The 25,041-nt window shown below is 32.0% G+C and carries 22 protein-coding genes and 1 tRNA gene; 12 read left to right on the top strand and 11 right to left on the bottom strand.

Going from position 1 to position 25,041, the window contains the following annotated elements; all coding sequences use genetic code 11:
- Nucleotides 1-18: 18 nt before the first annotated feature.
- Together D3P13_RS19175 and D3P13_RS19170 are read left to right on the top strand one after the other, a co-directional pair.
- Nucleotides 19-984 carry a pepsin/retropepsin-like aspartic protease family protein gene (locus D3P13_RS19175; protein WP_117884763.1) on the top strand — a complete coding sequence of 322 codons (966 nt, stop codon included), beginning with the start codon at nt 19-21 and terminating at the stop codon, nt 982-984.
- Nucleotide 985: 1 nt separating this feature from the next.
- Nucleotides 986-1,942 carry a hypothetical protein gene (locus D3P13_RS19170; RefSeq protein ID WP_117884761.1) on the top strand — a complete coding sequence of 319 codons (957 nt, stop codon included), beginning with the start codon at nt 986-988 and terminating at the stop codon, nt 1,940-1,942.
- A gap of 55 nt (nt 1,943-1,997) precedes the next feature.
- Here D3P13_RS19170 and D3P13_RS19165 read toward each other — a convergent pair whose 3' ends face one another.
- From D3P13_RS19165 to xrtF, 7 genes are all read right to left on the bottom strand, one after another.
- Nucleotides 1,998-2,306 (bottom strand): heavy metal-binding domain-containing protein, encoded by a 309-nt coding sequence (locus tag D3P13_RS19165; RefSeq protein ID WP_117884759.1) that lies wholly within the window; start codon nt 2,304-2,306, stop codon nt 1,998-2,000.
- A gap of 139 nt (nt 2,307-2,445) precedes the next feature.
- Nucleotides 2,446-2,790 (bottom strand): heavy-metal-associated domain-containing protein, encoded by a 345-nt coding sequence (locus tag D3P13_RS19160; RefSeq protein WP_117884757.1) that lies wholly within the window; start codon nt 2,788-2,790, stop codon nt 2,446-2,448.
- A 30-nt stretch (nt 2,791-2,820) separates the two neighbouring features.
- Nucleotides 2,821-5,064: a TonB-dependent receptor gene (locus D3P13_RS19155; RefSeq protein ID WP_117884755.1), complete on the bottom strand. Its 2,244-nt coding sequence runs from the start codon at nt 5,062-5,064 to the stop codon at nt 2,821-2,823.
- Nucleotides 5,065-5,145: 81 nt separating this feature from the next.
- Nucleotides 5,146-5,559 (bottom strand): HYC_CC_PP family protein, encoded by a 414-nt coding sequence (locus tag D3P13_RS19150; RefSeq protein ID WP_117884753.1) that lies wholly within the window; start codon nt 5,557-5,559, stop codon nt 5,146-5,148.
- A gap of 183 nt (nt 5,560-5,742) precedes the next feature.
- Nucleotides 5,743-7,029, bottom strand: a complete 1,287-nt coding sequence (locus D3P13_RS19145) for an NAD(P)/FAD-dependent oxidoreductase (protein WP_117884750.1) — start codon at nt 7,027-7,029, stop codon at nt 5,743-5,745.
- A gap of 49 nt (nt 7,030-7,078) precedes the next feature.
- The gene (locus D3P13_RS19140) at nt 7,079-7,525 is read right to left on the bottom strand and encodes an exosortase F system-associated membrane protein (RefSeq protein ID WP_117884749.1); all 447 of its coding nucleotides are present in this window, start codon (nt 7,523-7,525) and stop codon (nt 7,079-7,081) included.
- Nucleotides 7,518-8,066, bottom strand: a complete 549-nt coding sequence (xrtF, locus tag D3P13_RS19135; protein ID WP_117884747.1) for an exosortase family protein XrtF — start codon at nt 8,064-8,066, stop codon at nt 7,518-7,520. The genes D3P13_RS19140 and xrtF overlap by 8 nt, the downstream gene beginning before the upstream one ends.
- Before the next feature lie 44 nt (nt 8,067-8,110).
- On the opposite strand from xrtF, the gene D3P13_RS19130 reads away from it, so the two are divergent.
- From D3P13_RS19130 to rodA, 7 genes are all read left to right on the top strand, one after another.
- On the top strand, nt 8,111-8,560 hold the full coding sequence (locus D3P13_RS19130; protein WP_117884744.1) for a GAF domain-containing protein: 450 nt from the start codon (nt 8,111-8,113) through the stop codon (nt 8,558-8,560).
- A gap of 247 nt (nt 8,561-8,807) precedes the next feature.
- A complete protein-coding gene (purH, locus tag D3P13_RS19125; RefSeq protein ID WP_117884742.1) occupies nt 8,808-10,340 on the top strand; it encodes a bifunctional phosphoribosylaminoimidazolecarboxamide formyltransferase/IMP cyclohydrolase in 1,533 nt (510 codons plus the stop codon).
- A gap of 316 nt (nt 10,341-10,656) precedes the next feature.
- Complete coding sequence (locus tag D3P13_RS19120) at nt 10,657-11,688, top strand: rod shape-determining protein (RefSeq protein ID WP_117884740.1); 1,032 nt, start codon at nt 10,657-10,659, stop codon at nt 11,686-11,688.
- Between the two features lie 183 nt (nt 11,689-11,871).
- Nucleotides 11,872-12,696: a rod shape-determining protein MreC gene (gene mreC, locus D3P13_RS19115; RefSeq protein WP_117884738.1), complete on the top strand. Its 825-nt coding sequence runs from the start codon at nt 11,872-11,874 to the stop codon at nt 12,694-12,696.
- Nucleotides 12,696-13,199 carry a rod shape-determining protein MreD gene (gene mreD / locus D3P13_RS19110; RefSeq protein WP_117884736.1) on the top strand — a complete coding sequence of 168 codons (504 nt, stop codon included), beginning with the start codon at nt 12,696-12,698 and terminating at the stop codon, nt 13,197-13,199. The genes mreC and mreD overlap by 1 nt, the downstream gene beginning before the upstream one ends.
- A 2-nt stretch (nt 13,200-13,201) precedes the next feature.
- Nucleotides 13,202-15,085: a penicillin-binding protein 2 gene (mrdA, locus tag D3P13_RS19105; protein ID WP_117884734.1), complete on the top strand. Its 1,884-nt coding sequence runs from the start codon at nt 13,202-13,204 to the stop codon at nt 15,083-15,085.
- Nucleotides 15,066-16,343 (top strand): rod shape-determining protein RodA, encoded by a 1,278-nt coding sequence (gene rodA / locus D3P13_RS19100; protein WP_117884732.1) that lies wholly within the window; start codon nt 15,066-15,068, stop codon nt 16,341-16,343. The genes mrdA and rodA overlap by 20 nt, the downstream gene beginning before the upstream one ends.
- A gap of 8 nt (nt 16,344-16,351) precedes the next feature.
- Here rodA and D3P13_RS19095 read toward each other — a convergent pair whose 3' ends face one another.
- The 4 genes from D3P13_RS19095 to proS all read right to left on the bottom strand — a co-directional run bounded on the left by D3P13_RS19095 (nt 16,352) and on the right by proS (nt 19,075).
- Nucleotides 16,352-16,651 carry a hypothetical protein gene (locus D3P13_RS19095; RefSeq protein WP_117884730.1) on the bottom strand — a complete coding sequence of 100 codons (300 nt, stop codon included), beginning with the start codon at nt 16,649-16,651 and terminating at the stop codon, nt 16,352-16,354.
- 359 nt (nt 16,652-17,010) lie between these two features.
- A complete protein-coding gene (gene rpsT / locus D3P13_RS19090; protein WP_117884728.1) occupies nt 17,011-17,262 on the bottom strand; it encodes a 30S ribosomal protein S20 in 252 nt (83 codons plus the stop codon).
- An 80-nt stretch (nt 17,263-17,342) separates the two neighbouring features.
- A tRNA-Glu gene (locus D3P13_RS19085) sits at nt 17,343-17,414 on the bottom strand.
- A gap of 185 nt (nt 17,415-17,599) precedes the next feature.
- Nucleotides 17,600-19,075, bottom strand: coding sequence for a proline--tRNA ligase (proS, locus tag D3P13_RS19080; RefSeq protein WP_117884726.1), 1,476 nt, complete (start codon nt 19,073-19,075; stop codon nt 17,600-17,602).
- A 101-nt stretch (nt 19,076-19,176) separates the two neighbouring features.
- On the opposite strand from proS, the gene D3P13_RS19075 reads away from it, so the two are divergent.
- From D3P13_RS19075 to D3P13_RS19065, 3 genes are all read left to right on the top strand, one after another.
- Nucleotides 19,177-20,559: a hypothetical protein gene (locus D3P13_RS19075; RefSeq protein ID WP_117884724.1), complete on the top strand. Its 1,383-nt coding sequence runs from the start codon at nt 19,177-19,179 to the stop codon at nt 20,557-20,559.
- Nucleotides 20,560-20,577: 18 nt separating this feature from the next.
- Nucleotides 20,578-21,936 (top strand): OmpP1/FadL family transporter, encoded by a 1,359-nt coding sequence (locus D3P13_RS19070; RefSeq protein WP_117884722.1) that lies wholly within the window; start codon nt 20,578-20,580, stop codon nt 21,934-21,936.
- A gap of 132 nt (nt 21,937-22,068) precedes the next feature.
- On the top strand, nt 22,069-25,038 hold the full coding sequence (locus tag D3P13_RS19065; RefSeq protein ID WP_117884720.1) for a SusC/RagA family TonB-linked outer membrane protein: 2,970 nt from the start codon (nt 22,069-22,071) through the stop codon (nt 25,036-25,038).
- Nucleotides 25,039-25,041: the final 3 nt, after the last annotated feature.

The following is a 25,041-nucleotide window of genomic DNA, read 5'->3' as shown; positions in this document are numbered from 1 at the left end:
ACGTAAATTTATATTCCAATGAAAGCTTTTCGACTTTGTATCTGTATATTTTTATGTTGTTCAACAATTTTATTTGCTGATGACAAAGAAAAAGGTACAACTACATTGCAATTTCCTAAGGCAGAGTATATCGGAGAAAACACAGTCCGTATTCCATTTAAGCTTTATGATCGTTTAATAGTAATTGAAGCTGAAATATTTAATAGAAAAGGAAATTTTATTATAGATACAGGTGCCGAGAAATTATTACTAAATAATGTTCATTTTGATGGTACAAATAGCAAACCGACGGACTTAATGCACTCAGGTGTTAGCAGTGAAATTGATGAGGTGAAAATTAAATGGTTGAAAAAAATACTAGTCAAAGATTTTAGTATTGATAATGTGAAATCTCATATCTTGGATTTATCTCATATTGAGAAAACAAAAAAAATGCAACTTTTTGGTGTTATAGGTTATGATGTACTTAGAGATTATGAAATTTTTATAGATTTTTATTTAAAACAGATTACCTTATCTAAAATTAATTACGACGGTGATAAAGTAGACAAACTACCTTATTTAGAAAAAATAACAGATACCCTTAATTTCTCATTAAGAAAACATACCGTAGTTTTAGATTCTTATGTGAATAATCAAAAATTGAGATTTGGTTTAGATACTGGTGCCGAAATGAATTTACTCGATAAATCAGTTTCTAAAAAAGTAATGAAAAATTTTAAAACACCTAAGCAAATGGTTGTTGTCGGAGCGGGTAAACGAAAAAAGAACGTTTTGGCAGGTAAATTGCATAAAGTAAAATTGTCAAGTACTATCTATTGTGGCCCAATGAAAACTATTGTTACCAATCTTAAAAACATGAATGTTGCTTATGGAACTGAATTAGATGGTGTTTTGGGGTATGAATTTATCGTAACACGTAGAATGATATTAAATTATAAAAAGAAGCAATTGTACTTTGTTAAGACTATTTTTTATAAATAAAATGAACATTAAATACTACTTAATCATAATTTTCATGTGCTTTTCAGCTACTGTTATAGGGCAACATATGCCAACATATAGCATTGAAAATGATAGTGTTATTTTTAATTTTGATGTTAGAGATTATGAAAAATTCACTAAAGACAATACTTCAAAACGTGTAGATGCCTCTAATTTAGATATATTTAAAGTAGCGGTGTCAGGTCAATTTAATGATTGGTCAAGAGAGGAGTGGAAGATGCTAAAAACAGGAGGTTATACCTATCAATTAACAAAAAGTATAACAGATTTTGATGAAAAGTATTTTTGGGAATTTAAATATTTAATTAATAATGAATATTGGGCGGAACCAGATAAATCATTTTACAATATTACAGAATCTGAAAAGAGTTATATATGGCATAAGGTTTATAATTTGACAATGCATTCGTTTCCTTCTAAAGAGGAAGGTAACGTTCACTTTTTCTTAGAAGGATATGATAATGCTGAAAAAGTAATAGTATCAGGCACTTTTAACCGATGGAACAAGAACCTCTTAAAAATGAAGAAAGTAAAAGGTGGTTGGAAAATCTCGTTACAATTAAAACCAGATACCTATCAATATAAATTTATTGTAGATGGAAATTGGATGGAAGATCCTAAAAATGCACATAAAGAATATAATGAACACCATACTTTCAATTCTATTTTAACGATCAAAAAAGAAGTTACATTTGAATTAATAGGTTATAAAAACGCAACGAATATTTTTTTAACGGGTTCTTTTAACGATTGGAACAAGAAAGAAGTGTCAATGAAAAAAGAGGATGATGGCGTTTGGAAGTGCACATTAACGCTAAAAGGCGGCAAATACCATTATAAATATATTGTGGACGGTAAATGGGTAATTGATCCAAATAATCCAGTTCAGGAACATGATGAATATGGAAATATCAATTCGGTAAAAATGGTAAACTAAAAAAACGCCACAACTTGTGGCGTTTTTTAGTTTACTTAGTCTTTATACTTAAATTTTAAGCTTCCTTATCTCCATCTTCTTCACTGTCGTTATGATCATCTTCATCCTCATCAGCATGTTCTTTATGGCTGTCACCATCCATGTCAACTGTTTTAGACTTTAAGGCCATATTGCAAACAGGACAGCTTCCAGCTTCTGTATAGCTTTTACCGTCTTCACAATTCATTGGGCATTGGTAAACTTCGTTGGAAGCTACATCAACTTTTTCTTCCGTTTTTACATCTTCTTTTTTATCACTTTTACAAGATGTAAACGCAATACTTACAACCGTTACAACGGCTAACATTAAAATTAGTTTCTTCATTGTTATTATTTTAGTTAAAGTTAATAATTCTTTTTTTACCTTTCCTTTGAATACCGTTTCTAATAGTTAATTGTATCCTCGGTTATACCTCTCCTTCGGAGAGGACGAAACTACATTTTTTTGTGGTTTCGGGTGAGGCCTAATGTGTTTCTAGAGTTCTGTACTTACAACATTCGTCAATACCGTCGTAAACTTCATCTGTGGCTTTTATTTCTTTTGTATCATGGCCAACATCTGCAATAGCTTGTTTAATCTTTGTAAGTGTTGTTTTCTTATTGTTGTAAATACAATACAACTCTTTTTTTTGGATGTTCCAAGTTGCAAACTTAACACCTTTTGTTAAAATTGCTGCTTTCTCAATACGTTCTTTACACATTTCGCAAACCCCATCAACTTCAAAAGTTACTTTTGAGGTTTTAGATTGAGCCTCAGCTGAAACTGAAATTGCCATTATTGCTACCAGTATTAAAATTAATTTTTTCATATTATAATTCTTTTATAAGTATTTTATTTTTTAATTTAAAGTATAACGTAATCCAGCATAATACATTCCTCTTGAAATTGGAGCATATATAATACTACTGTCAAAGTAAGCTCCAAATGGATTTTCCGAGGCTAATATAGGATTTTCTTGTTTATAATTTGCTAAATTCTCTCCACCGACATAGACTTCAAAGTTTTTTGAGAATACTTTGGCTATTTGAGCATTCATTAGACTGTAACTGGGCGAGTTTTCAGCCAGTTGATATTGAACTGGGTTGCTGGCAGTATAAGGGAGTCTTTGTTGACCAATCCAATTGAATGTGTAGTCGAATCGCCAGTTGCCACCTTTTGCATTGAGATTGGTTTCATAGCCAATATTGGCGAAAAATCTATTTTTAGCTTGTAACGGACTTTCTAAACTTCCTTTAAGATAATACGTTTTTACATCATAGTACTTATATGCTAAGCGTAAATTTAAATGCTTTGCTAATTCATAATTAAATTCTATTTGTAAATTATTGGCATGTGAGTTTCCATCAAGGTTATAAAACAAAGCTTCTTGTGGGCTTTCATCTACATCAACAACTACTTGATTTTGAAATTGTGTACTGTAGTAGTCAACCGTTATGGTACCATTTTTATCAAGTAAATTAAATCCTTGTAAAAAACTAACTCCATAATTCCAAGCAATTTCTGGATTTAAACCATAAATTTTACCGTTTGAATTCAAAATACTCATGACTCTAGACGATCCAAAAAGTTGCTGATTTTCTGCGAAAATATTAGCACTTCTTTTACCACGACCAATTGAGGAACGTAAAACGCCTTTTTCCCATGGAGCATATCTCATATGTAATCTAGGAGTAATAAATGTACCCAACAGATTGTGAACATCTAAACGTAAACCTGCAATTAAGCTAAAGTCATCTAAATTGTCATAACTATATTCAAAAAAACCGCCAACAGAATTTTCAGATCTCCCAAAATCAGTTGTATTAACAAATTCGTCATAAGAATCGTGTGTGAAACTGATGCCGGTTTTATATTTATGTAATGTACTTCCTAAAATTGAACTGAATAGTAAATTAGAATAAACACTTTTGTGATTAATGTTGTATTGATTCAGACCAAAATATGAATCTTGTTGATGTTGGCTATATGCGACTTGAAAGCCCATACTATTATAAGGCGTTTCAGGAAAAACATAACCTAACTTGGCAGAAGCATCAAAACGTTCTGTGTTTATTTCTGAACCATATTTAATAGTGGTTAATTTATGCATTTCTGGAATAAAATCAATTTCTCCCGTTTGCTTATCGTCCTTTAAATACCTGAAATTAATAAAGCTAACAAAGCCGTTTACAGCATCCGTATATTGCCAACGGTTCATCACATTTATCTGATTAGCGAGTGGTGAGTCAAGAAAGTTATCATCATTTACATCCATTTTCTTATCACGTAGGTTACCGTGTACAAATAAACTTGTATTCCATTTATTAGAAACTTTTTGACTAAAATGAGTGTTCAATTCTAATCTTCCATCTAGCGAACCATAAGCATTTACAAATAACTTGTCGTCGTTCAAAGGTTTTCTTAATTCAGTGTTTATTTGACCAGCAATACTTTCATAACCATTTACTACAGAGCCTGCTCCTTTGGTAATTTGAATACTTTCTATCCATGTTCCCGGTGTAAAGGTTAGTCCATATGCTTGTGATGCTCCTCTAACAGATGGAATATTTTCTTGAGCAATTAAAATATATGGGCTTGTCAAACCTAACATCCTAATTTGTTTTGTGCCTGTTAAAGCATCCGAAAAATTAACATCGATAGAAGGGTTAGTTTCAAAACTTTCTGATAAATTGCAACAGGCTGCTTTTAGTAATTCACCTTCATTAATGGTGATAATGTTAGCCGATTGTAAATAAGAAACTGAAGTGTTTTCTTTTTCAGCTTGTATTATAATTTCATCCAACCCATTTTCTTCAATCATAAAATGATGGATTTCTTTAAGCTCGTTTATGGTAACGGTATCTGTTTTATAACCTACAAAACTAAAGACTAGATTTGTGTATTCTGGTTTGTATTTTAAGGTAAACCATCCTTTATCATTTGTAGTTGTACCAATTTCGGTATCTAACCAGTAAATGGTTGCTCCTGGTAAACCTTCTGTTTTACCTTGGCTGTTTTTTATCATTGCCATTCCTTTAATAGTTGTTTGTGATTGCAACATAATAGGAATTAAAATGAATACTATTTTAAGTATAATTTTCATTCGAAATTTTCATTTAATTAAATTAATTGTAATAAAGATGTTGTGTTTAACAGCATCTAAACAAGAGTTTAATTAAATGAATCAGATGAGGAAAGATTCGTAAAGTACCGGAATGTCTTTTATGACTATAGGAGGGAAGTAATCTTTAAAATCGTTTGAATTCTTATCTATTGACTCATAAGAATTGAAGTACGTATATAAAAATACTGATGTTAAAACGGTAAAATCATCCTGTGAAGTTTTAGAAGTTTTTAATTCAGCATTTGAACCTTTTATAAATTGAGCATTATCTTGACAGCAGGATTCTTTTACAAAAGAGGTAAGGTTATTATCTGTATTGTTATCATGCATGTTGCAACTCTCCAGATTTCCGAAAAGTGCAATATCAGACACTTCACCAGCACAAATATGTTTGTGAACGGTGAAAGAAAGCGTTGAAAACAGTAAAATAACTGCCATAAACAATGCTGATATTTTAAGAATATTTTTCTTCATTTTAGTAATTTAGAACCAAATCTATGAATTAAAATATTTCAAATAGATGGGTACTTTCCATTTTAAATCAAATGCCCTTACTTCGCAGTTGAAATGCAAAAGTATAAAATCTAAACAGTTAATGTTTGAAATAAATGTTAATATTAAATAACGGATTTATATTGTAATAATTGTAAAGTGAATTTAAGATTTCGGCTTATACTTTCTTATAATCAACCGATTTCCTTTATCATAGGATACATAATTATTTACCCAATTTAAACCTACACGAAGTTTATTTTTAAATCCACTGATAGAAATTAAATGGACCGTTGACCATATAAACCAAGCAAATTTTCCACGAAAGTGTAATTTTCCAAAATCGGCTACTGCTTTTCTTTTTCCGATAGTAGCTAACGACCCTTTATCTAAATAGTTGAAAGGCTTCCAATTCCCCTCTTCTAATTGTAAATTCTTAGCCAAATGTTGACCTTGTTGAATGGCAGTAGGAGCAACCATAGGATGCCCTCTAGGATAATCTTCCGTTTGCATTGCGGCAACATCACCAATCGCAAAAATAGAATCATGGCCTTTAACTTTGTTAAATAAGTCAACTTCAATACGGTTACCTGGTGTGATAATTTCCGAATCAATACCGTCAGGGAATTGTCCTTTTACACCAGCAGTCCAAATTAAATTGGATGACAGTATGGTTTCACCAGAAGATAATTGAACGGTTTTACCATCATATGATTTAATGGCCGTATCTAAATGCACATTCACTTGCATTTTTTGTAAATCTTTTAAAGAGTCTTTAGAAGATTTGTCACTCATTGCAGAAAGTACTCTTTTACCGGCCTCTACAACATGAATTTGCAATGGAAAATTACGTAACTCAGGATAATCTTTAGGGTAAATAAATTTTTTAAATTCGGCAAAAGCACCTGCAGTTTCTACACCAGCTGGACCAGCACCAATGATAACAATAGCGGTATTTAGCTTTCTTGTTTCGTCGTCGTTAGATTGATTTGCTTTTTCTATATTTTGTAAAATATTACTTCGAATATCTAAAGATTCTTGTATGGTTTTAAGTCCAATACTATTCGATTCAACATCTTTTAAACCATAAAAATTATTAGTACTACCAGAAGCTAATACTAAATGATCGTAATTTATAATCCCTATATCCGTGGTTATACTTTTATTTTTGGAATTAATGTTAAGCACATCAGTCATTCTAAAAACAAAGTGCTTATAATTTCTAAAAATTTTACGAATTGGAAAAACAATTGAATCTGGTTCCAAACCACTGGTTGCTACTTGATACAACAAAGGCTGAAATTGATGAAAGTTGTTTTTATCGATAAGTACTATTTGGAAGGGCTTATTTTTTAATGCTTTTGCTAAATGAATACCGGCAAAACCAGCACCAATTATTACAATTCTAGGATGTTTACAAGGAGGAATATAAACCGCTTTTGATTCCGTCATTTTGGAATAAATTTAATGAGTTTTGTTAGTCGGAAACTAAACGTTAAAATTACATTTTTTTAGATTGTCTAACGAGTTTTTGCTGATAATAAAATGCAGGTACAAGAATGAGAACAAAAATAGGGTGAACTAAAAACCGTCTAACATAAAAAGTAAGTAAATAGCCATCTAACATTTCCATTTTAAGTAGAATAAAATAAAAAGTTCCTAAGAAAATAAATGCGGCTATATAAAATTTTATAGAAAATTTGACTAATCCTTTTTTGCGAAAAATAACATAAATAATTGCTAGAGAAATTAATGTGTTTATGAGGTATCTCATAAATAGACTTGTAAATAATTTAACAGTGTCGTATTCTGGTATCGGTTTGGCTAAGAAGTCACTAGCAAAATAATGAATAAAGGGGTCGTAGAACAAATGCTTTTGAAATGCTCTTACTAAAACGAGCATTGTAAAAAGTAAAAAAACAAGAATGTATTTAACAGCTCTATTCATTCTTAGACTTTTTTAAATAAGAAAAACGTTTTACCCAAATGATCCACAGTAAAAATACAGCACCATAAATAATAGCTGGAAACAATAGGTTATGCAATATATCTTGATACTCAGGATATTTATACATTAACAAACTTAAGATAAAAACCCGAGCTACATTAACTATATATAAAAAGAAAATCCCAACAATAGCGTAAATAATTGTAGCTTTTAAGCTACCTGAAAATGCTATAATAAAAGTTAAGAAGAGAATGATTACACTTATGGCATTACAACCTTCTACCACTCTAGCAACATAGGCATCTCCTATAAAAAACTTCATCGATAATTCTGACTCATGTTGTTCTATATGGACCGGGTAACCAAAAAATTCACCAAATTGTTGAGCATGTTTAGCAACCGTTTTTGTTATAGGTGAGCAAGAAAAAACATCTCCTTTTTGTTGCGTTTGATTTAGATAAATAGAATAAATACCTACCAATAAAAAATAAGTAACAAAAAACTTTATTAAAAATCTTATAATTGTTTTTCTTTTTTTCAAACTAAAGTGGGTTATTTTTGCGTCAGTCAAATATAATTAATCTTATGGATATAAAAACTTTGAAACAGAATATTGAAGATATTTCAAATAGCAATCTAGCATACGGAAATAAGCTACAAAGAATTTGTGATTTTTTAAAGGAAACTATTAGTTATTATGATTGGGTTGGTTTCTACTTTAAGAATGGTGATAAAGAGGAATTGAAATTAGCTCAATATGCTGGTGAACCAACGGAGCATACCATTATTCCTTTTGGGAAAGGGATTTGTGGGCAAGTTGCAGTAAGCAATAAAAACTTTGTGGTACAAGATGTTGCTGAACAAGATAATTACATCTCTTGTGGATTTAAAGTAAAATCAGAAATTGTAATTCCAATTTTTATAAATGGTAAAAATATTGGTCAAATTGATATTGACTCGCATGTTGCAAATCCGTTTACTAAAGACGATGAGGAGTTGTTGGAGTTTGTTTGTGACTGTGTAAGTAAATTATAAGTTTTATCGATGTAATGAGTGTAAAATGAATAGGCGTTCATATCAATAGAACTAATTCAGTATTGATAATGTTTTTTGTTGGTAGACTTCTGTTTTTAGTGATTTATCTATAATTTGAAATCATCAAAATCAATGCATTTTTATACTTCATAAAAAACTATTAACACCTGTTAATAAATCACCAAAATTTTTTGGTGCAGAAGCAATTGTGTTTTAGTAGCTTTGGGGAAAATTATAACAGGAAAAAATGAGTTCTTCAAAAAAAGCAAAATCAGCATTAATATCAGTATTTCATAAAGATGGATTAGAGCCTATAGTTCAGAAGTTAAATGAATTAGGTATAACTATTTATTCAACAGGCGGTACTGAGAAATTCATCAACGAATTGGGTATTCAAGTTGAACCCGTAGAGGATTTGACTTCATATCCTTCCATTTTAGGTGGTCGAGTTAAAACATTACACCCTAAAGTTTTTGGAGGCATATTGTCTCGACGTGAAAATGAGAGTGACGTTGCTCAATTAGCAGAGTTTGAAATTCCTGAATTGGATATTGTAATTGTAGATTTATACCCATTTGAAAAAACAGTTGTTTCTGGAGCTCCTGAACAAGAGATTATAGAAAAAATTGATATTGGTGGTATTTCTTTGATTAGAGCCGCAGCCAAGAACTTTAAAGATGTAATTTGTGTTTCTTCAATGGAGCAATATGATGAATTTTTAGAAATTATATCATCTCAAAACGGTGAAACAACGATTGAACAACGTAAGAGCTTTGCCGGTAAGTCTTTTAATGTTTCTTCACATTACGATACTGCTATTTTTAATTATTTTAATGCAAATGAAGAAGAGGTAGTTCTTAAGATTAGTGAAACCAACGGTCAGGTGTTACGTTATGGAGAAAACCCGCATCAAAAAGGTTTTTTCTTTGGAGATTTTGATGCCATGTTTACGAAATTACATGGAAAAGAGTTGAGTTATAATAACTTGTTAGATGTTGATGCAGCTGTTAATTTAATGAATGAATTCAAAAATGAAGCTCCAACTTTTGCCATTTTAAAACATAATAATGCATGTGGTTTTGCACAACGCGATACCCTTTCAGAAGCTTATAGAGATGCCTTAGCTGGCGATCCTGTTTCTGCTTTTGGTGGAGTTTTAATTGCTAATATGGAAATAGACAAAGCAACAGCGGAACAAATTCATAGTTTGTTTTGTGAAGTGGTTATTGCTCCTTCTTTTAGTGATGAAGCTTTAGCAATTTTAAAGGGTAAAAAAAATAGAATACTTCTTATTTTAAAAGATGTAGAACTATCTAAAACTTCGGTAAGAACATGCTTAAATGGAGTTTTAGTTCAAGATAGAAATAATAAGACAGATTCAACTGAAGATTTAGAAGTGGTAACAGTTGCTAACCCTTCTGAGCAAGAAATTGATGATTTAATTTTTGCTTCTAAAATTTGTAAACATACCAAATCAAATACTATCGTTTTAGTGAAAAACAAACAGCTTTTTGCGAGTGGTACAGGACAAACCTCTAGGGTTGATGCTTTGAATCAGGCCATTGTAAAAGCAAAACATTTTGAATTTGATTTGAATAATGCTGTGATGGCGAGTGATGCGTTTTTTCCTTTCCCTGATTGCGTAGAAATTGCTAAAAATGCGGGAATAAATGCTGTTATTCAGCCAGGAGGATCAATAAAAGATAAATTATCTATAGATTATTGTAATAGTCAAAGTATGCCGATGGTATTTACAGGAACTAGACATTTCAAACACTAACGAAAAATATTTAGTTGATAGAATTTTTCGGTTTGATTAATTACCTATTTTACTGATAACTAAACTTTTAATTATTAGTAAAATAGGTTTTTTAATTCCATAAACTAGGTTAATTTGGTTCTATTAAAAATTAAATAATTAAGATTTGATCTATGGTTTACTTAAATGAGATGCCTTCCTTTATGACCCCGTTTTAAGCTTTGAGGCTTTGAAGAAAGTTTTTATTTAAATTTGGGGCGAACTTTCGTTTACATTCCTTTAATTTTATTAACTTTGGCAATTCGCAAAAATTAAATAATCCAAACTAAATAACTCTATGGGATTTTTTGACTTCCTGACTGAAGATGTTGCGATTGATTTAGGAACTGCCAATACGCTTATCATTCATAATGGTAAAGTGGTTATTGATAGCCCGTCAATTGTAGCAAAGGATAGAACTACTGGCAAAATTATTGCTATTGGCAAAAAAGCCAATCTTATGCAAGGTAAAACGCATGAGAATATTAAAACTATCCGACCCTTAAAAGACGGTGTAATAGCTGATTTTGAAGCTTCAGAACAAATGATAAAGGAATTTATAAAGCAAATTCCTTCAATTAAAAAACGTTTTTTCTTTCCTCCATCACTACGCATGGTAATATGTATCCCATCGGGTATAACAGAAGTTGAAAAGAGGGCAGTTAGAGATTCAGCCGAACATATGAATGCTAAGGATATTTATCTAATTCATGAACCAATGGCAGCTGCAGTTGGTATTGGGATAGATATTATGCAGCCTAAAGGAAATATGATTATTGATATAGGTGGTGGTACTACTGAAATTGCAGTAATTGCTTTAGGAGGTATTGTTTGTGATAAATCAATAAAAGTTGCGGGTGATGTATTTACCAATGATATAGCATATTACATGCGTACACAACATAACTTGTATGTTGGTGAAGCTACTGCTGAAAACATCAAAATTGTTGTTGGAGCTGCTACGGAAGAATTAGATAATCCACCAGAAGATATTTTAGTTCAGGGTAGAGATTTATTGAGCGGAAAACCAAAACAAATAAAAATATCATATAGAGAAATTGCCAAAGCATTAGATAAATCTATTCTTAGAATTGAAGATGCAGTAATGGAAACTTTATCTCAGACGCCACCAGAATTGGCAGCTGATATTTATAATACTGGTATTTATTTAGCGGGTGGTGGTTCTATGCTAAGAGGCTTAGACAAAAGACTATCACGTAAAACAGATTTGCCTGTATATGTTGCAGAAGACCCTTTGAGAGCTGTAGTTAGAGGTACTGGTATTGCGTTGAAAGACTTAGAGAAATACCAAATGGTATTGATGAAATAGTAATGTTTAGTGTCAAGTAAAAGCTGAAATGACACATATGGCAACCGCAGGTTTTATGCCGCACCTAGGCAAAATTTTATTGCAGAGCCTTAGCTATGAAATTATTTTTTAACAAAGGGATGGTGCAAAAGACGTATTGTATTATACGTAGGTTTTGGCTTTTACTTGACACTATGTTATAATATGCAACAAATAATTAGTTTTATACTAAAAAACAAGTACTTTTTACTCTTCTTGTTGCTAGAAATTATAGCTTTTACATTTACAATGCAAAGTCATTCTTATCATAATAGTAAATTTGTAAATTCAGCGAATGCTATAACTGGAGGTGTTTACAAGAAAGTTAATTCTTTTAAAGAGTATACAAGCTTAAAAGAGTATAACGAGCAACTTCTCGAAGAAAATGTTCGATTGAAAAATCTATTGTCAAAAATACCCAGAGATAGTACCTCAAAATTAGTTACGGTTGTAGATTCAGTTAAATATTTTCAAAAATACAGCTATACTTCAGCTAAAGTAATTAGAAATCAGTACAATAGAAAATTTAATTTCCTCATGATTGATGCTGGTATGGATCAGGGTATTAAACCTGATCAGGGCGTCGTAAACAGTAGGGGAGTTATTGGAATAACCAATTCTACATCAAAAAAATACACTACGGTCTTATCTATTTTAAATGAAACTTCCAATATCAATGTGAAATTATTAAATAGTTTTCATTATGGATCATTGGCTTGGAATGGAAAAGATTATAATGTACTTCAAATAAAAGATATAGCCATTCAGGCAAATATTAAAGTTGGAGATACCATTATTACTGGAGGTAAATCAACTATTTTTCCTGAAGGAATTCCAGTGGGCACTATTTTAAACTTTAATAAAGAGAATAATACGTATAAGGAAGTTAATGTCAAGTTGTTTAATGATATGAGTGCCATTGGGCCTGTAAATATTATAACAAGTTATGATAAAGAGGAAATAGAAAACTTACTACAAGGATTAGATTAATGAACGAAATAGTTAAAAATAGTTTATTATTTATTGTTTTGATACTTGTTCAAGTAATCATACTAAACAACATTAACTTTTTGGGGTATATAAATCCATTTTTATATATTTTATTTGTGATTGTTTTTCCGTTGAAAAAAGATAGAGGTTTATTGTTAGTTTTAAGCTTCCTCTTAGGCTTGAGTATTGACTTTTTTTTAGATTCTGGTGGGGTCAACGCTGCTGCAACAGTCTGTATTGCATATATAAGATTGCCATTAATAAAGGCTTTAACGAGAAAATCTGAAATAGACTTTCCCGTATTTAAAATTATTAAACTTCCATTTTTAAAATTGTTAAGCTTTATTGCCATTATAACTTTAACACATCATTTAGTACTCTTTAGTTTAGAATATTTTAAATTTGCAGAAATACTAACCATTCTTTCCAGAACAATTTTAACAAGTATTTTTACAATTATTTTAATAATATTTAGTTTATTATTATTAAATAAAAACAAATAGTAATGGAGAAAAAATATATTGCATATTTTTCTATATTATTGGTGGGTTTGTTATTTATTATCAGGTTATTCTATATTCAGGTACTAGATTCTAAGTATAAGGGCTCACCACTTAATAATTCTGCCGTAACGCCGAAATACGACTATCCCGAAAGAGGCTTTATTTATGATAGAAACGGTGTTTTAATTGTAGCCAACCAACCGTCGTATGATGTTATGATTGTACCGCGTGATGTAAAGCCATTAGATACCTTGGAGTTCTGCAAATTATTAAAAATCGATAAAGAGGACTTTGTAGGAAAATATAAAAAAGCAAAAAAACACTCCCCTAGATTACCATCGGTATTTGTAGCTCAACTTTCAAAAGGCGATTACGCCTACTTACAAGAAAAAATGTACAAATACAAGGGTTTTTACATTCAAAAACGATCCTTAAGACAATATCCTATACAGTCCGCAGCTAATGTGTTGGGTTATATATCTGAAGTGACAACTGCTGATTTAAATAACAAAAACTATCAACAAGGAGAGCTAATAGGTAAGAATGGTGTTGAGAAAGAATACGAGGAAGCGTTAAGAGGTGTTAAAGGGGTGAAATTTATTCAAAAAGATCGTTTTAATAAAGTAATTGGCCCTTACAAAGGAGGCGAGTATGATACGTTAGCAATAGTAGGTAAAGATGTTAATATTACCATTGACATTAAACTTCAAAAGTATGCCGAAGACCTTATGGCAAATAAAAGAGGTGGTATTGTTGCAATTGAACCTTCAACAGGAGAAATTTTGGCTTTAGTTTCGGCACCTACCTATGACCCTAATCTTTTAGTAGGTAGAGAACGATCTAAGAATTACAATAAATTAGATAGTGACAGTCATGAAAAACCTATGTTTGACAGAGCATTGTTAGCTGAATACCCTCCAGGTTCTCCTTTTAAAATATTAACTGCTTTAATAGGACTTCAAGAAGAGGTTATTACACCTGAGTCACGTGTTACTTGTTATCATGGATACCGTTATGGACGAAGAGGTTTTATGAAATGTCACTGTTCTTCTGGAACTGTAAATGATCTAAACAGTGGGATTCATCAGTCTTGTAATGCCTATTTTGCGAGTACGTATAAAAAAATTATTGAAAAATACCCTACATCTTCAGAAGGCATGAAAAGGTGGAGTGAGCATGTGAAGAGTTTTGGATTGGGTGATTTTTTACATAATGATTTGTTTACTGGGCGTAGAGGTGTTGTACCTGATGAAAAACTGTACGATAAATATTATCCTACTTTTAATTGGGGAGCTTCAACTACCATTTCTAACGCCATTGGGCAAGGTGAAATTTTAACTACCCCAATTCAATTGGCTAATATGACTGCCGCAGTCGCAAATAGAGGTTATTATTTTACTCCTCATATCATAAAAAAAATTGATAATAAACCGATACAAATCGATAAGTTTATTAACCCTAAAAAGACCACTATTGATCCAAAGTATTTTATACCTGTAGTAGAGGGTATGTATGACGTAGTTGAGAAAGGCACGGCTAGGTATTCTAAGGTAGATGGTATTGAAATTTGCGGAAAAACAGGTACAGCGGAAAACCCACATGGTCAAGATCATTCCATTTTTATAGCTTTTGCTCCAAAAGACAATCCTAAAATAGCCATTGCCGTTTTTGTTGAAAACGGTTATTGGGGGTCAAGGTGGGCAGGGCCTATGGCATCATTGATGATTGAAAAATATCTTAAAGGAGAAGTTAGCCTTAAAGCATATGAAAAAAAGATGTTTGAAGGTAGTCTTAGAGAAGAATATGATAAGCAACTTTTAACAGAACAATTAGAAAAAGAAATTAAAGAAAAATTAAAAAAAGAACTTGAGGAAAAGGCAGAATAACATATTTGCTGGTGTAGACTGGGTATTAGTATTATTTTTTATAGTGCTCGTATTTTTGGGTTGGATAAATATTTATGCGGCCTCTGTTACAGATACTAGTCAAAGTGTTTTTGACGTTACTACGTTATATGGAAAACAATTGCGGTGGATTGGCTTAAGCGGCGTGCTAATTGTTATAATAATATCCATAGATGCCAAATTTTACGAACGTTTTGCCGGTGTTTTTTATGTTATTTCAATGCTGAGCTTGGCGGGTTTATTCCTATTTGGGAATACTATTAATGGAGCTACTTCCTGGTATAATTTTGGAGGGGTTAGTTTGCAACCATCTGAGTTTGCAAAGGTGGCTACCATACTAGCTTTGGCTAATTTTTTAAATGAGCCGAATAGAGATCTTAGTAATTTTAAAACTCAAATTAGAGCCTTTTTAATTCTATCCATACCAGCGGTATTAATTGCGTTACAGCCAGACCCAGGATCAGGTATAATATATTTTACTTTGTTTTTTGTAATGTACAGAGAAGGACTTCCTGGTGTTTATTTAGGAATTGGTTTTATGTTAATGATTTTGTTTTTATCTACACTATACTTTGGATTTATAACTGCCCTTATAATTATTATTTCATTGCTAACTTTGATGATTTTATACTTGATTAACATAAATAAATTTCAGTTAAATAGAGAGTGGCCTAAGGTTATTGTTCTATTTCTAATTGTAGGGCTATTTATGTTCAGTGTTGATTACATTTTTAATAATGTATTTGGACAACGCCATAGAGATCGATTTAGTATAGTTTTAGGTAAAGAAGTTGATCCAAGAGGGATAGGGTACAATACGAATCAATCAATGATTACAATTGGTTCTGGGGGCTTAACAGGTAAGGGTTTTTTAGAAGGAGATAGAACTCAAGGTAATTTTGTGCCTGAGCAACATACAGATTATATTTTTAGTACAGTTGGTGAGGAATGGGGGTTTATTGGCACGAGTGCTGTAATAATTATATTTATAGCCTTTATATTACGAATAATACGTGTAGCTGAAAGGCAAAAACTAAAGTTTAGTAGGGTATTTGGTTATTCTATAGCAACCATATTCTTTTTTCACTTTATGATAAATGTAGGAATGGTTATAGGGCTAGTTCCTACAATTGGTATTCCGTTGCCGTTTTTTAGTTATGGAGGTTCTTCTTTATGGGGATTTACTATTTTACTCTTTATTTTTATTCGACTTGATGCCGATAGAACCTATGAATGGTAAGTGTTTATTTATTTGAAAAAATTAAAAAAAGAAGCCTTACCTTTTTTTTTGGTCTTTCTATGATTATCATCGCTTAAAGGTTTGTCTACTAATTTTTTTTTTAGAGTTATATAATCGCTTTTTGTTATTTCCGTAAAGTCATCCCATTTTTTACTCTCATTGACAAAACTCTTTACATCGCTATATGCACATACTTTGTATACTAAATGCACAGACGATAGTAGCATGCTCAAAGATATGTTATAGATTTGAATTGCTTCTGCTCCAAATAATACATAAGTTAATTCTTCTTCGTTGTTCTTTTCCATTTTTGTTCCTTTTAGTATAGAACAACTAAGAATTAAAAACTCCTATTTTTTTATGTACTATTTATTATCAAAACAGTTACATCTTTACTGTTTTTAGAACTTAATATTATAAACTAGGTTATTGTAAGAAGTGTTACGAACTAAAGATGTAATTTATTAGAAGAAGAAAAGTCATTGATGAATGAAGTACGATATGACCTCTGAAATAATTTAGTGACTTGTAATACTTAATATGAAAGTTGGGTTATCATGTAAATTAAGAGTATAAAAATTTTCTTCATCTCAAAAAGATAAACCCTTTTTAAACAAAAAAGACCGTCTAGTAAGACAGTCTTTATGTGTTTTAATTTGTAAGAAAATTATAAAGCAGCAACGTGCTTAGTAAGTTTAGATTTTAAATTAGCAGCTTTATTATTATGAATAATGCTCTTTTTAGCTAATTTGTCTACCATAGCAAGAACTGAATTCAATTGCTTTTGGGCATCAGCTTTCTTTTCAATCTCACGTAAAGCTTTTATAGCATTTCTTGTGGTTTTATGCTGAAACTTATTTCTTAAGCGTTTAGTCTCACTATTTCTAATTCTCTTTAACGCTGACTTGTGATTTGCCATTTGACTTTTTTTTAATTGTTATCTCATCAATACTTGATAAGTTGTCTAATCAATCATTTTATCCATGATTAAACATTTTGTAGTCCGTAGGGGAATCGAACCCCTGTTACCAGGATGAAAACCTGGCGTCCTAACCCCTAGACGAACGGACCATTGTGCTTTGTTATCTTGCAAAGCGAGTGCAAAAATAATACAATTTTTGAACTCTGCAAGTCCTTTTTGAAAAAAGTAGTATTTTTTTTGAAAAAAAATTAAAAACACACTGAATTTGGGGTTCAAATAGTAAACTTTAACAAATTCAGTGTTGTTTTATAAATTCTGTTTATTAGTTCTTAAATTAATAGGCTTTAGCAAAAAGAACTCTTTTTGTTGAGGGCTTACCGCTAAATACACAAACTCCCTCTTCTTCGATAGATTCATTTGGAATACAACGAATTGTAGCTTTTGTTAAGTCCTTTATTTTATTTTCAGTCTCAGAAGTCCCATCCCAATGAGCAGATATAAAACCTCCTTTACCATTTAATACTGTTTTAAAATCTTCAAAATTATCAACTTCAGTGATATGACTATTTCTGTAATCTTTAGCTTTATCAAATAAACTTTCTTGAATTTTAACCAATAACTCTTCAATAGTGGCAACCAAAACATCTTGATTTACAGTTTCTTTGGTTAGTGTATCTCTTCTGGCCAATTCCACAGTACCATTTTCCATGTCTCTTGGTCCCATTGCAATTCTAAGAGGAACTCCTTTCAATTCATACTGTGCAAATTTCCATCCTGGTTTATAGGTGTCTCTATCATCGAATTTAACAGAAATACCTTTTGACTTGAGTTCAGCCATAATTTGTTTAGCTTTAACTGAAATCATCTCAAGTTGTTCTTCTCCTTTGTATATAGGTACTATAACAACTTGTATTGGAGCTAAGTTAGGTGGTAATACCAATCCTTTATCGTCAGAGTGTGTCATTACTAAAGCCCCCATCAAACGAGTAGATACCCCCCAAGAAGTTGCCCACACATATTCTAACTTCCCTTCTTTAGAAGTAAATTTAACATCAAATGCCTTTGCAAAATTCTGACCTAAAAAATGAGACGTTCCAGCTTGTAATGCCTTGCCATCTTGCATTAAAGCTTCTATAGTATAGGTTTCTAGGGCCCCAGCAAAACGTTCGCTTTCGGTTTTTGTGCCTTTTATAACAGGCATTGCCATAAAGTTTTCTGCAAAATCAGCATAAACACCTTGCATTTGTTTTGCTTCGGCGAGAGCTTCTTGTTTTGTAGCATGTGCAGTATGACCTTCTTGCCATAAAAATTCAGATGTACGTAAAAATAGACGTGTTCTCATTTCCCAACGGACAACATTAGCCCATTGATTAACTAAAATTGGTAAATCTCTGTACGATTGCACCCATTTTCTATAGGTATCCCAAATAATAGTTTCAGAAGTAGGCCTTACAATTAATTCCTCTTCTAGTTTAGCATCCTCGTCAACTACAATACCACTGCCATCTTCTGCATTTTTTAATCTATAATGTGTTACAACGGCACATTCTTTTGCAAAACCATCAACATGGCTGGCTTCTTTGCTAAAATAAGATTTAGGTATAAAAAGGGGGAAATAAGCATTTTCATGGCCTGTTTCTTTAAACATTCTATCTAATTCGGCTTGCATTTTTTCCCAAATAGCATAGCCATATGGTTTTATTACCATACATCCTCTAACTCCAGACATTTCCGCTAAATCAGCTTTAACAACTAATTCGTTGTACCATTTAGAATAATCTTCGCTACGTTTCGTTAAGTTTTTACTCATGTATTGTGTTTTGGCATAAATATTGTGATATAGTTAACACAAAATTAATTAGTACAAAACTAAATATATTTTGTAATTTAATACCATTAAATTTACTCAATATGAAAATAAAAAATAACATCAGCAGAAAAGTTACGTATTTTTCTTTAACAGGATTGATATTAATGGGCTTAACATCGTGTGGTACTTATCAAGGTACTACTTATGATGAAGACGGAATATATGCGACTGGTAATACTGAAACTCGTGTTGTAGTTGAGGAGGCTCGTCCTGAAAGTAATAAATATCAAGACTACTTTAGAAGAGAAGCAGAAAGGTATGATGAAATATCGCAAGATGACATTATTACTGATATTGATGATTATGGATATGAAGATGATATTGAATATTATGAGGATGGAGATTATAATGAAGGGGGTTCGCCTTGGGAATATTCAGATAATGTATCAGTAACCATTAATACTGGTTTTGGATGGAATGGTTTTTATAATCCTTATAGATATGGGTACTATGGTGGTTACGGATATGGTTTCGGTAATGAAGGATATTATGGAGGTTACAACAATTTATACTATGGTAATGGTGGCTATGGAGGTTACTATAATTCTTATTATGGCTATGGTGGAATTTATTCACCTTTTTATAATCCTTACAGGTACAGACCTTATTATGGATATGGCTATGGTAATGGGTATTATAACTCCTATTATGGAAACCGTTATTACGGAAATAACTACACTTACGGAAGAAGATATGCTAATAACACCAGTAGGTTAAGTAATAGAAGTTCTTATAGTAGAAGGTCTTCTGTAGCTAGTGACGCAACCAGACGTATTAATGGAGCAACCACAAGAAGAACAGTGGCAACAAGAAGTACCGAGGGGGTAAGCAGAAGAAGTTCAGTAAATTCTAGAAGTAATTCAACGGTTAGAAGAAACACATCTACTAATCCTAGAACAAACTCTAGTGTAAGACGTAATACATCTACTTCGCCTAGAAGCAATAGCTCTACAATTAGAAGAACAACTACACCAAGAAACAATTCAGGTGTTCAAAGAAGTTCAGGAAGTACAAATCGTTCTAGCACAGTTAGACGTGGAAACACACCAAGATCTTCGGCAGTAAGAAGTCAAAGTTCAACGATTAGAAGAAGTTCATCTCAAGTAAACAGAAGAACTGTAAGTCCTACTAATAGAAGTGTAACAGCACCTAGACGGGTAAGAACGGTTAGTCGTAGTACAACAAATAGAACGGCTGCAAGTAGCCCAAGAACAGTTACAAGGTCAAGAACCTCTTCTCCGAGTAGAGTAACAAGAAGTAGTAGTCCGTCAAGAAGTTCTAATGTTTCAAGAAGTAGTTCACCTTCACGAAGTAGTAGTGTTTCGAGAAGTAGTTCACCTTCAAGAAGTAGCAGTGCATCCAGAAGTAGTTCAACTTCTAGATCTTCATCTTCATCATCAAGAAGTAGCTCAAGGCGTCAATAAAAAATCAATAAAATTATTATGAAAAAAATTCTATTTTTAATAGGAGGATTACTATCCTCCTTAGTAATCAACGCTCAAGTAATTAGTAATTTTGATGGAGCTGTTATGTTTTCTGATGAGGATGTTAATGGTACAGCGAGGTTTAATGGGATGAGTGGAGCGTTTGGAAGTTTAGGTGGTGATATGTCAGCCGGAGATATTAACCCGGCAGGTTTAACTGTTTTTACAAGGTCTCAAGGATCAATTACCTTAGGATTAAGAAATACAGATGTATTAAGTAGTTATTATGGTACTTCTACTGATAATTCTGATAGTTATTTTAATATGACTCAAGCAGGTGCAGTATTGGTTTTTGATACATCAGGACGCTCCAATTGGTCAAAATTTGCTATTGGATTTAATTATTCCTTAGTCAAAGATTTTGAAAATGGTTATAACATAAATGGAGCTAGTTCTATTTCAGAATATAACGGAGATCCTTATTTGAATGATGATGCCAATCCAGCTAACGATATTTATTATGAAAATGTAGATGGTCAATTTTTTGGAAATAGTAATTCAGGGCAAAATGAAAAGTTTACCCTTTCTATGGCAGCTGAGTTCAATGATAAATTTAGTATAGGTCTATCGCTAGTTTCTCATAAATTGGAACATTTTCAAAATGGACTATTTGAGGAGTCAAATAATGACGGTAATGGTAATTTATTGGACGCTTCACTGTTACAAGAGTTATATACCTACGGTCAAGGTATTGGTTTAAATATTGGTTTTATTGCAAAACCCACTCAAGAGTTAAGATTAGGTTTTGCCTTTCAAACTCCAACTTGGTATAATTTAACTGAAGAGTATAGTGATGATTTAGAAATTCTGGTAAGTAACGATTCAAGACTGTATAGGGAGTATTCTGATGTAAATGTTTTTGAATATGATTTAGTGACTCCAGCGAAAGTAACGGGTAGTATTGCTTACCTTTTTGGAAAAGAAGGATTGATAAGTTTAGATTATACCTTTAAAAATTATTCAAAAACGAAATTGAAACCAAACAATGAATTTGTAGATGTAAATGAGAGTTTTAGAAATGATTTACAAAATACTTCAGAGTTAAGAATAGGTGGAGAGTGGCGTGTTGGTAAAATAATGAGTTTAAGAGGTGGTTATTTTTATAAACAAAGCCCTTATTCCGATGCTATAGATACAGATAATGTTAGAGGTTTCTCTTTAGGTACTGGGTTTAATTTTAGAGGTAATGTTAAATTAGATTTAGCATATCAAAAATCTACCAATACAGGTGTGTATGGGTTTACACAATTTTCAAATCCAGCTGAATTAGATATTGATAATGGAAAGGTAACTGCCACATTAGTTATTGGCCTATAAAAGAATTAATTTAGAGTTTTAATACGTTAAAAACCTGAGTAAATATACTCAGGTTTTTTTTATGTTAATATAAATGGTGTTCGAGTATTGTTTTATATATTTGATGTAACTAATATTAAATACTAACTCAAAATGAAAAAAAAAACGTATTTATTTTCAACATTCCTGATGTTGTTTTTTGTGCAATTTATAGTTGCACAATCAGTAACTATTACAGGTACAGTAACAGATGATTTTGGTGAAACAATTCCAGGAGTCACTGTTCAAATTAAAAACACTAGCAAAGGAGCTGTTACCGATTTCTCAGGTAATTATACCCTAGAAGCTAATGTAAAGACAGGTAACAATATACTTGTCTTTAGATCCATTGGTTTTTCAACCAAAGAAATGTCATTTACGTATGAATCACAGACAGAAATTACAATTGATGCTGTTTTGGGGGCAGATATTCTCGGTTTGGACGAGGTTGTAATAACTGGTGTTGGTGCGTTAACGGCTAAAAAGCAAATTGGTAACGTAATTTCTAGTGTAAGTGGTTTAGAAATAGCAGAATCGGCCTCATTAGATGTTACTGGAGCACTTTCTGGAAAACTAGCAGGTATTCAAGTATCTCAGAATTCTGGAGATCCTGCAGCAGGTATCAGTGTACGTCTGAGAAGTGCTAGTACTGTAAACGGAAGTTCTGATCCTCTTTATATTATCGATGGTGTTATTGTTAACAACAATTCTACTAATGTTTTAAATGTAACGAGTATTGTTCAAAATAGGTTGTCAGATATTAGTCCTCAAGATATTGATAGAATAGAAGTTATAAAAGGAGCGGCTGCAGCAGCAATTTATGGTTCAAGAGCAAGTAATGGTGTTGTACAGATTTTTACTAAAAAAGGTAAAAGTGGTGAACCCGTAATTACATTGTCAACAAGTGTAAATAGCAATTCTTTAAGAAAGAAACGTGATTTTAACGAAGTGCCTTTAGATTGGGCATCTAGTGATATTACGGATTTAACTACCGTTCCAGTAACAAGATACGATTACCAAGATATGGTTTTTCAAAATTCAATGGGAACTGATAATTATGTATCCGTTTCAGGTGGAAATGAAAAAACAAACTATTTCACTTCATTTTCTTACTTAAATAATGAGGGGATCATGAAAAGTACCGACTATGAAAGAATAGGAGGAAGAATAAGAATTAATCAAGAAATTAATGATTGGGCTTCAGCTTCTATAGGGACTTACTTTTCTACTAGTAACAGCAATGACATGCCAAATGGGGGTTATGGAGCTGGAGTATTGTCTACTATTTTGTTTACGGATAACAAAATAGATCCTAATAAAGACGCAGATGGTAATTATCCAAACATGACTTTTTACCCTAATATTTTCGAGTATATAGATACTTTTGATTTTAAACAAAAAAATAATAGGATAATTAGTGATTTGCAAATTAATTTAAAACCAGTAGATGGGTTAAATATTAATTACACGCTGGGGTATGACAATGCAGAATCAACAGGTACAACTTATGTGCCTATCGGAACAAATACCGTAACTTTAGGTAGAGCGAGTACTTCAACTATAAGTACTAAGCAAATAAATAGTGATTTAAATGCAAGCTTTATAACAGATGTTAGTGATCTTTTTGAGTCGACAACAACAGCTGGTTTTTCTTGGCAAGCTGATAATACTGATGTAAGGGCAATATCAGCTACTGGTTTGGCATTAGGTGTGAAAACTACTAACGGAGCTGCTACTATTTCAACTAATGAAAGTAGGAGTGAAAGGTCATTTTGGGGTGGTTTTGTACAGCAAACTTTTGGTTTTGATAATAAATTATTTGTTACTGGGGCTATAAGATTAGATGGGTCTTCCGTATTTGGTGCTGATGAAAAAAATCAACTGTATCCAAAAGCGAGTATGTCCTATTTACTATCTGAAGAAGATTTTTGGAAAAATAGCTTAGGAAGTACTGTCAACAACTTTAAAGTAAGAGCAGCTTGGGGACAAGCTGGTAATCTAACGGCTATTGGGCCTTTTGATCGATTATCAAATTATGCTGCTACAAGTATTGATGGTAGCTCTGGTTTAATTGCTCCGACTCAACTTGGAAATCCAGATTTAAAACCTGAAAGACAAACAGAATTGGAATTTGGAGTTGATGTGAGTTTGTTTAAAAACAGATTGGGTATAGAACTTACTTATTATTCACAAGATATAGAAGACCTTTTGTTAGCGAGAACATTATCTCCATCTACAGGAGCAGGTTCTAGAATTGAAAATATTGGAACAATGAAAAATAAGGGTTTTGAAGCTTTAGTTACTGCTACTCCAGTACAAAAATCTGATTTTACTTGGTCGGTTACTGGAACCTTTTCTACGAATAAAAATGAAGTAAATAATATTGAAGGAGAACAATTTGCTATTGGAAATTTTGGATTTTCAGTCGCTAAGAATGGCCAACCATTGGGTGTGTTTTATCAAGGTTACTATGCAAGAAATGACGATGGAAGTTTGTTGTTAACAGCTGCCGGAATTCCACAAAGAGAAAAAGGTTCTACGGATGCAAATGGAAATCCTATAGCGGAAAGAGATGCGTCAGGCCAACCAAGTGGGGCGAATTTAAGTAAGGTTATTGGAGATCCCAATCCTGATTTTATAGCCTCTTTAATTAATGAATTTACATACAAAAACTTTTCTTTTAGAATGCAGTTTGATGCGGTTCAAGGTGTAGATGTATTAAGTTGGGATACTAGGATGAATTATCGTTTTGGTGGAGGTGCTGAGACAGGTAAAGAATTGACAGGTGAATTAGTACGAGGAACCGGTGCTGCTAAATTTGGCATTGCAGAGTCTTATATTGAAGATGGTTCTTATATAAAATTAAGAGAATTGTCGGTAGCATATTCATTGAAGAATCCTTTAAAAGGTGTTAATAATGTGAAATTTACGTTAACTGGACGTAATTTGTTGTCTTTTGATAATTATTCAGGGTATGACCCTGAGGTAAATATGGATGCTCAAAGTAACGGCTCTAGAGGAGGAATTATGGGATTAACACCAATTCCGAGAGTAATTAAATTAGGTTTAACAGCAACATTTTAAGTT

Source organism: Aureibaculum luteum (assembly GCF_003449015.1).
Classification (GTDB): domain Bacteria; phylum Bacteroidota; class Bacteroidia; order Flavobacteriales; family Flavobacteriaceae; genus Aureibaculum; species Aureibaculum luteum.
The sequence above is the reverse complement of the archived record's forward strand: the minus strand, read 5'-3'. Positions and strand labels throughout refer to the sequence as shown.

Bases quoted from the DNA above. Each gene is read 5' to 3' on its own strand.
- D3P13_RS19155 (WP_117884755.1), bottom strand. From the start codon at position 5,064: ATGAAAATTATACTTAAAATAGTATTCATTTTAATTCCTATTATGTTG.
- mreD (WP_117884736.1), top strand. From the start codon at position 12,696: ATGAACGAAATAGTTAAAAATAGTTTATTATTTATTGTTTTGATACTT.
- mreC (WP_117884738.1), top strand. From the start codon at position 11,872: ATGCAACAAATAATTAGTTTTATACTAAAAAACAAGTACTTTTTACTC.
- D3P13_RS19165 (WP_117884759.1), bottom strand. From the start codon at position 2,306: ATGAAGAAACTAATTTTAATGTTAGCCGTTGTAACGGTTGTAAGTATT.
- D3P13_RS19070 (WP_117884722.1), top strand. From the start codon at position 20,578: ATGAAAAAAATTCTATTTTTAATAGGAGGATTACTATCCTCCTTAGTA.
- D3P13_RS19170 (WP_117884761.1), top strand. From the start codon at position 986: ATGAACATTAAATACTACTTAATCATAATTTTCATGTGCTTTTCAGCT.
- mrdA (WP_117884734.1), top strand. From the start codon at position 13,202: ATGGAGAAAAAATATATTGCATATTTTTCTATATTATTGGTGGGTTTG.
- D3P13_RS19120 (WP_117884740.1), top strand. From the start codon at position 10,657: ATGGGATTTTTTGACTTCCTGACTGAAGATGTTGCGATTGATTTAGGA.
- D3P13_RS19075 (WP_117884724.1), top strand. From the start codon at position 19,177: ATGAAAATAAAAAATAACATCAGCAGAAAAGTTACGTATTTTTCTTTA.
- D3P13_RS19065 (WP_117884720.1), top strand. From the start codon at position 22,069: ATGAAAAAAAAAACGTATTTATTTTCAACATTCCTGATGTTGTTTTTT.
- D3P13_RS19175 (WP_117884763.1), top strand. From the start codon at position 19: ATGAAAGCTTTTCGACTTTGTATCTGTATATTTTTATGTTGTTCAACA.
- D3P13_RS19130 (WP_117884744.1), top strand. From the start codon at position 8,111: ATGGATATAAAAACTTTGAAACAGAATATTGAAGATATTTCAAATAGC.
- rpsT (WP_117884728.1), bottom strand. From the start codon at position 17,262: ATGGCAAATCACAAGTCAGCGTTAAAGAGAATTAGAAATAGTGAGACT.
- D3P13_RS19145 (WP_117884750.1), bottom strand. From the start codon at position 7,029: ATGACGGAATCAAAAGCGGTTTATATTCCTCCTTGTAAACATCCTAGA.
- D3P13_RS19150 (WP_117884753.1), bottom strand. From the start codon at position 5,559: ATGAAGAAAAATATTCTTAAAATATCAGCATTGTTTATGGCAGTTATT.
- D3P13_RS19160 (WP_117884757.1), bottom strand. From the start codon at position 2,790: ATGAAAAAATTAATTTTAATACTGGTAGCAATAATGGCAATTTCAGTT.
- D3P13_RS19095 (WP_117884730.1), bottom strand. From the start codon at position 16,651: ATGGAAAAGAACAACGAAGAAGAATTAACTTATGTATTATTTGGAGCA.
- purH (WP_117884742.1), top strand. From the start codon at position 8,808: ATGAGTTCTTCAAAAAAAGCAAAATCAGCATTAATATCAGTATTTCAT.
- D3P13_RS19140 (WP_117884749.1), bottom strand. From the start codon at position 7,525: ATGAATAGAGCTGTTAAATACATTCTTGTTTTTTTACTTTTTACAATG.
- proS (WP_117884726.1), bottom strand. From the start codon at position 19,075: ATGAGTAAAAACTTAACGAAACGTAGCGAAGATTATTCTAAATGGTAC.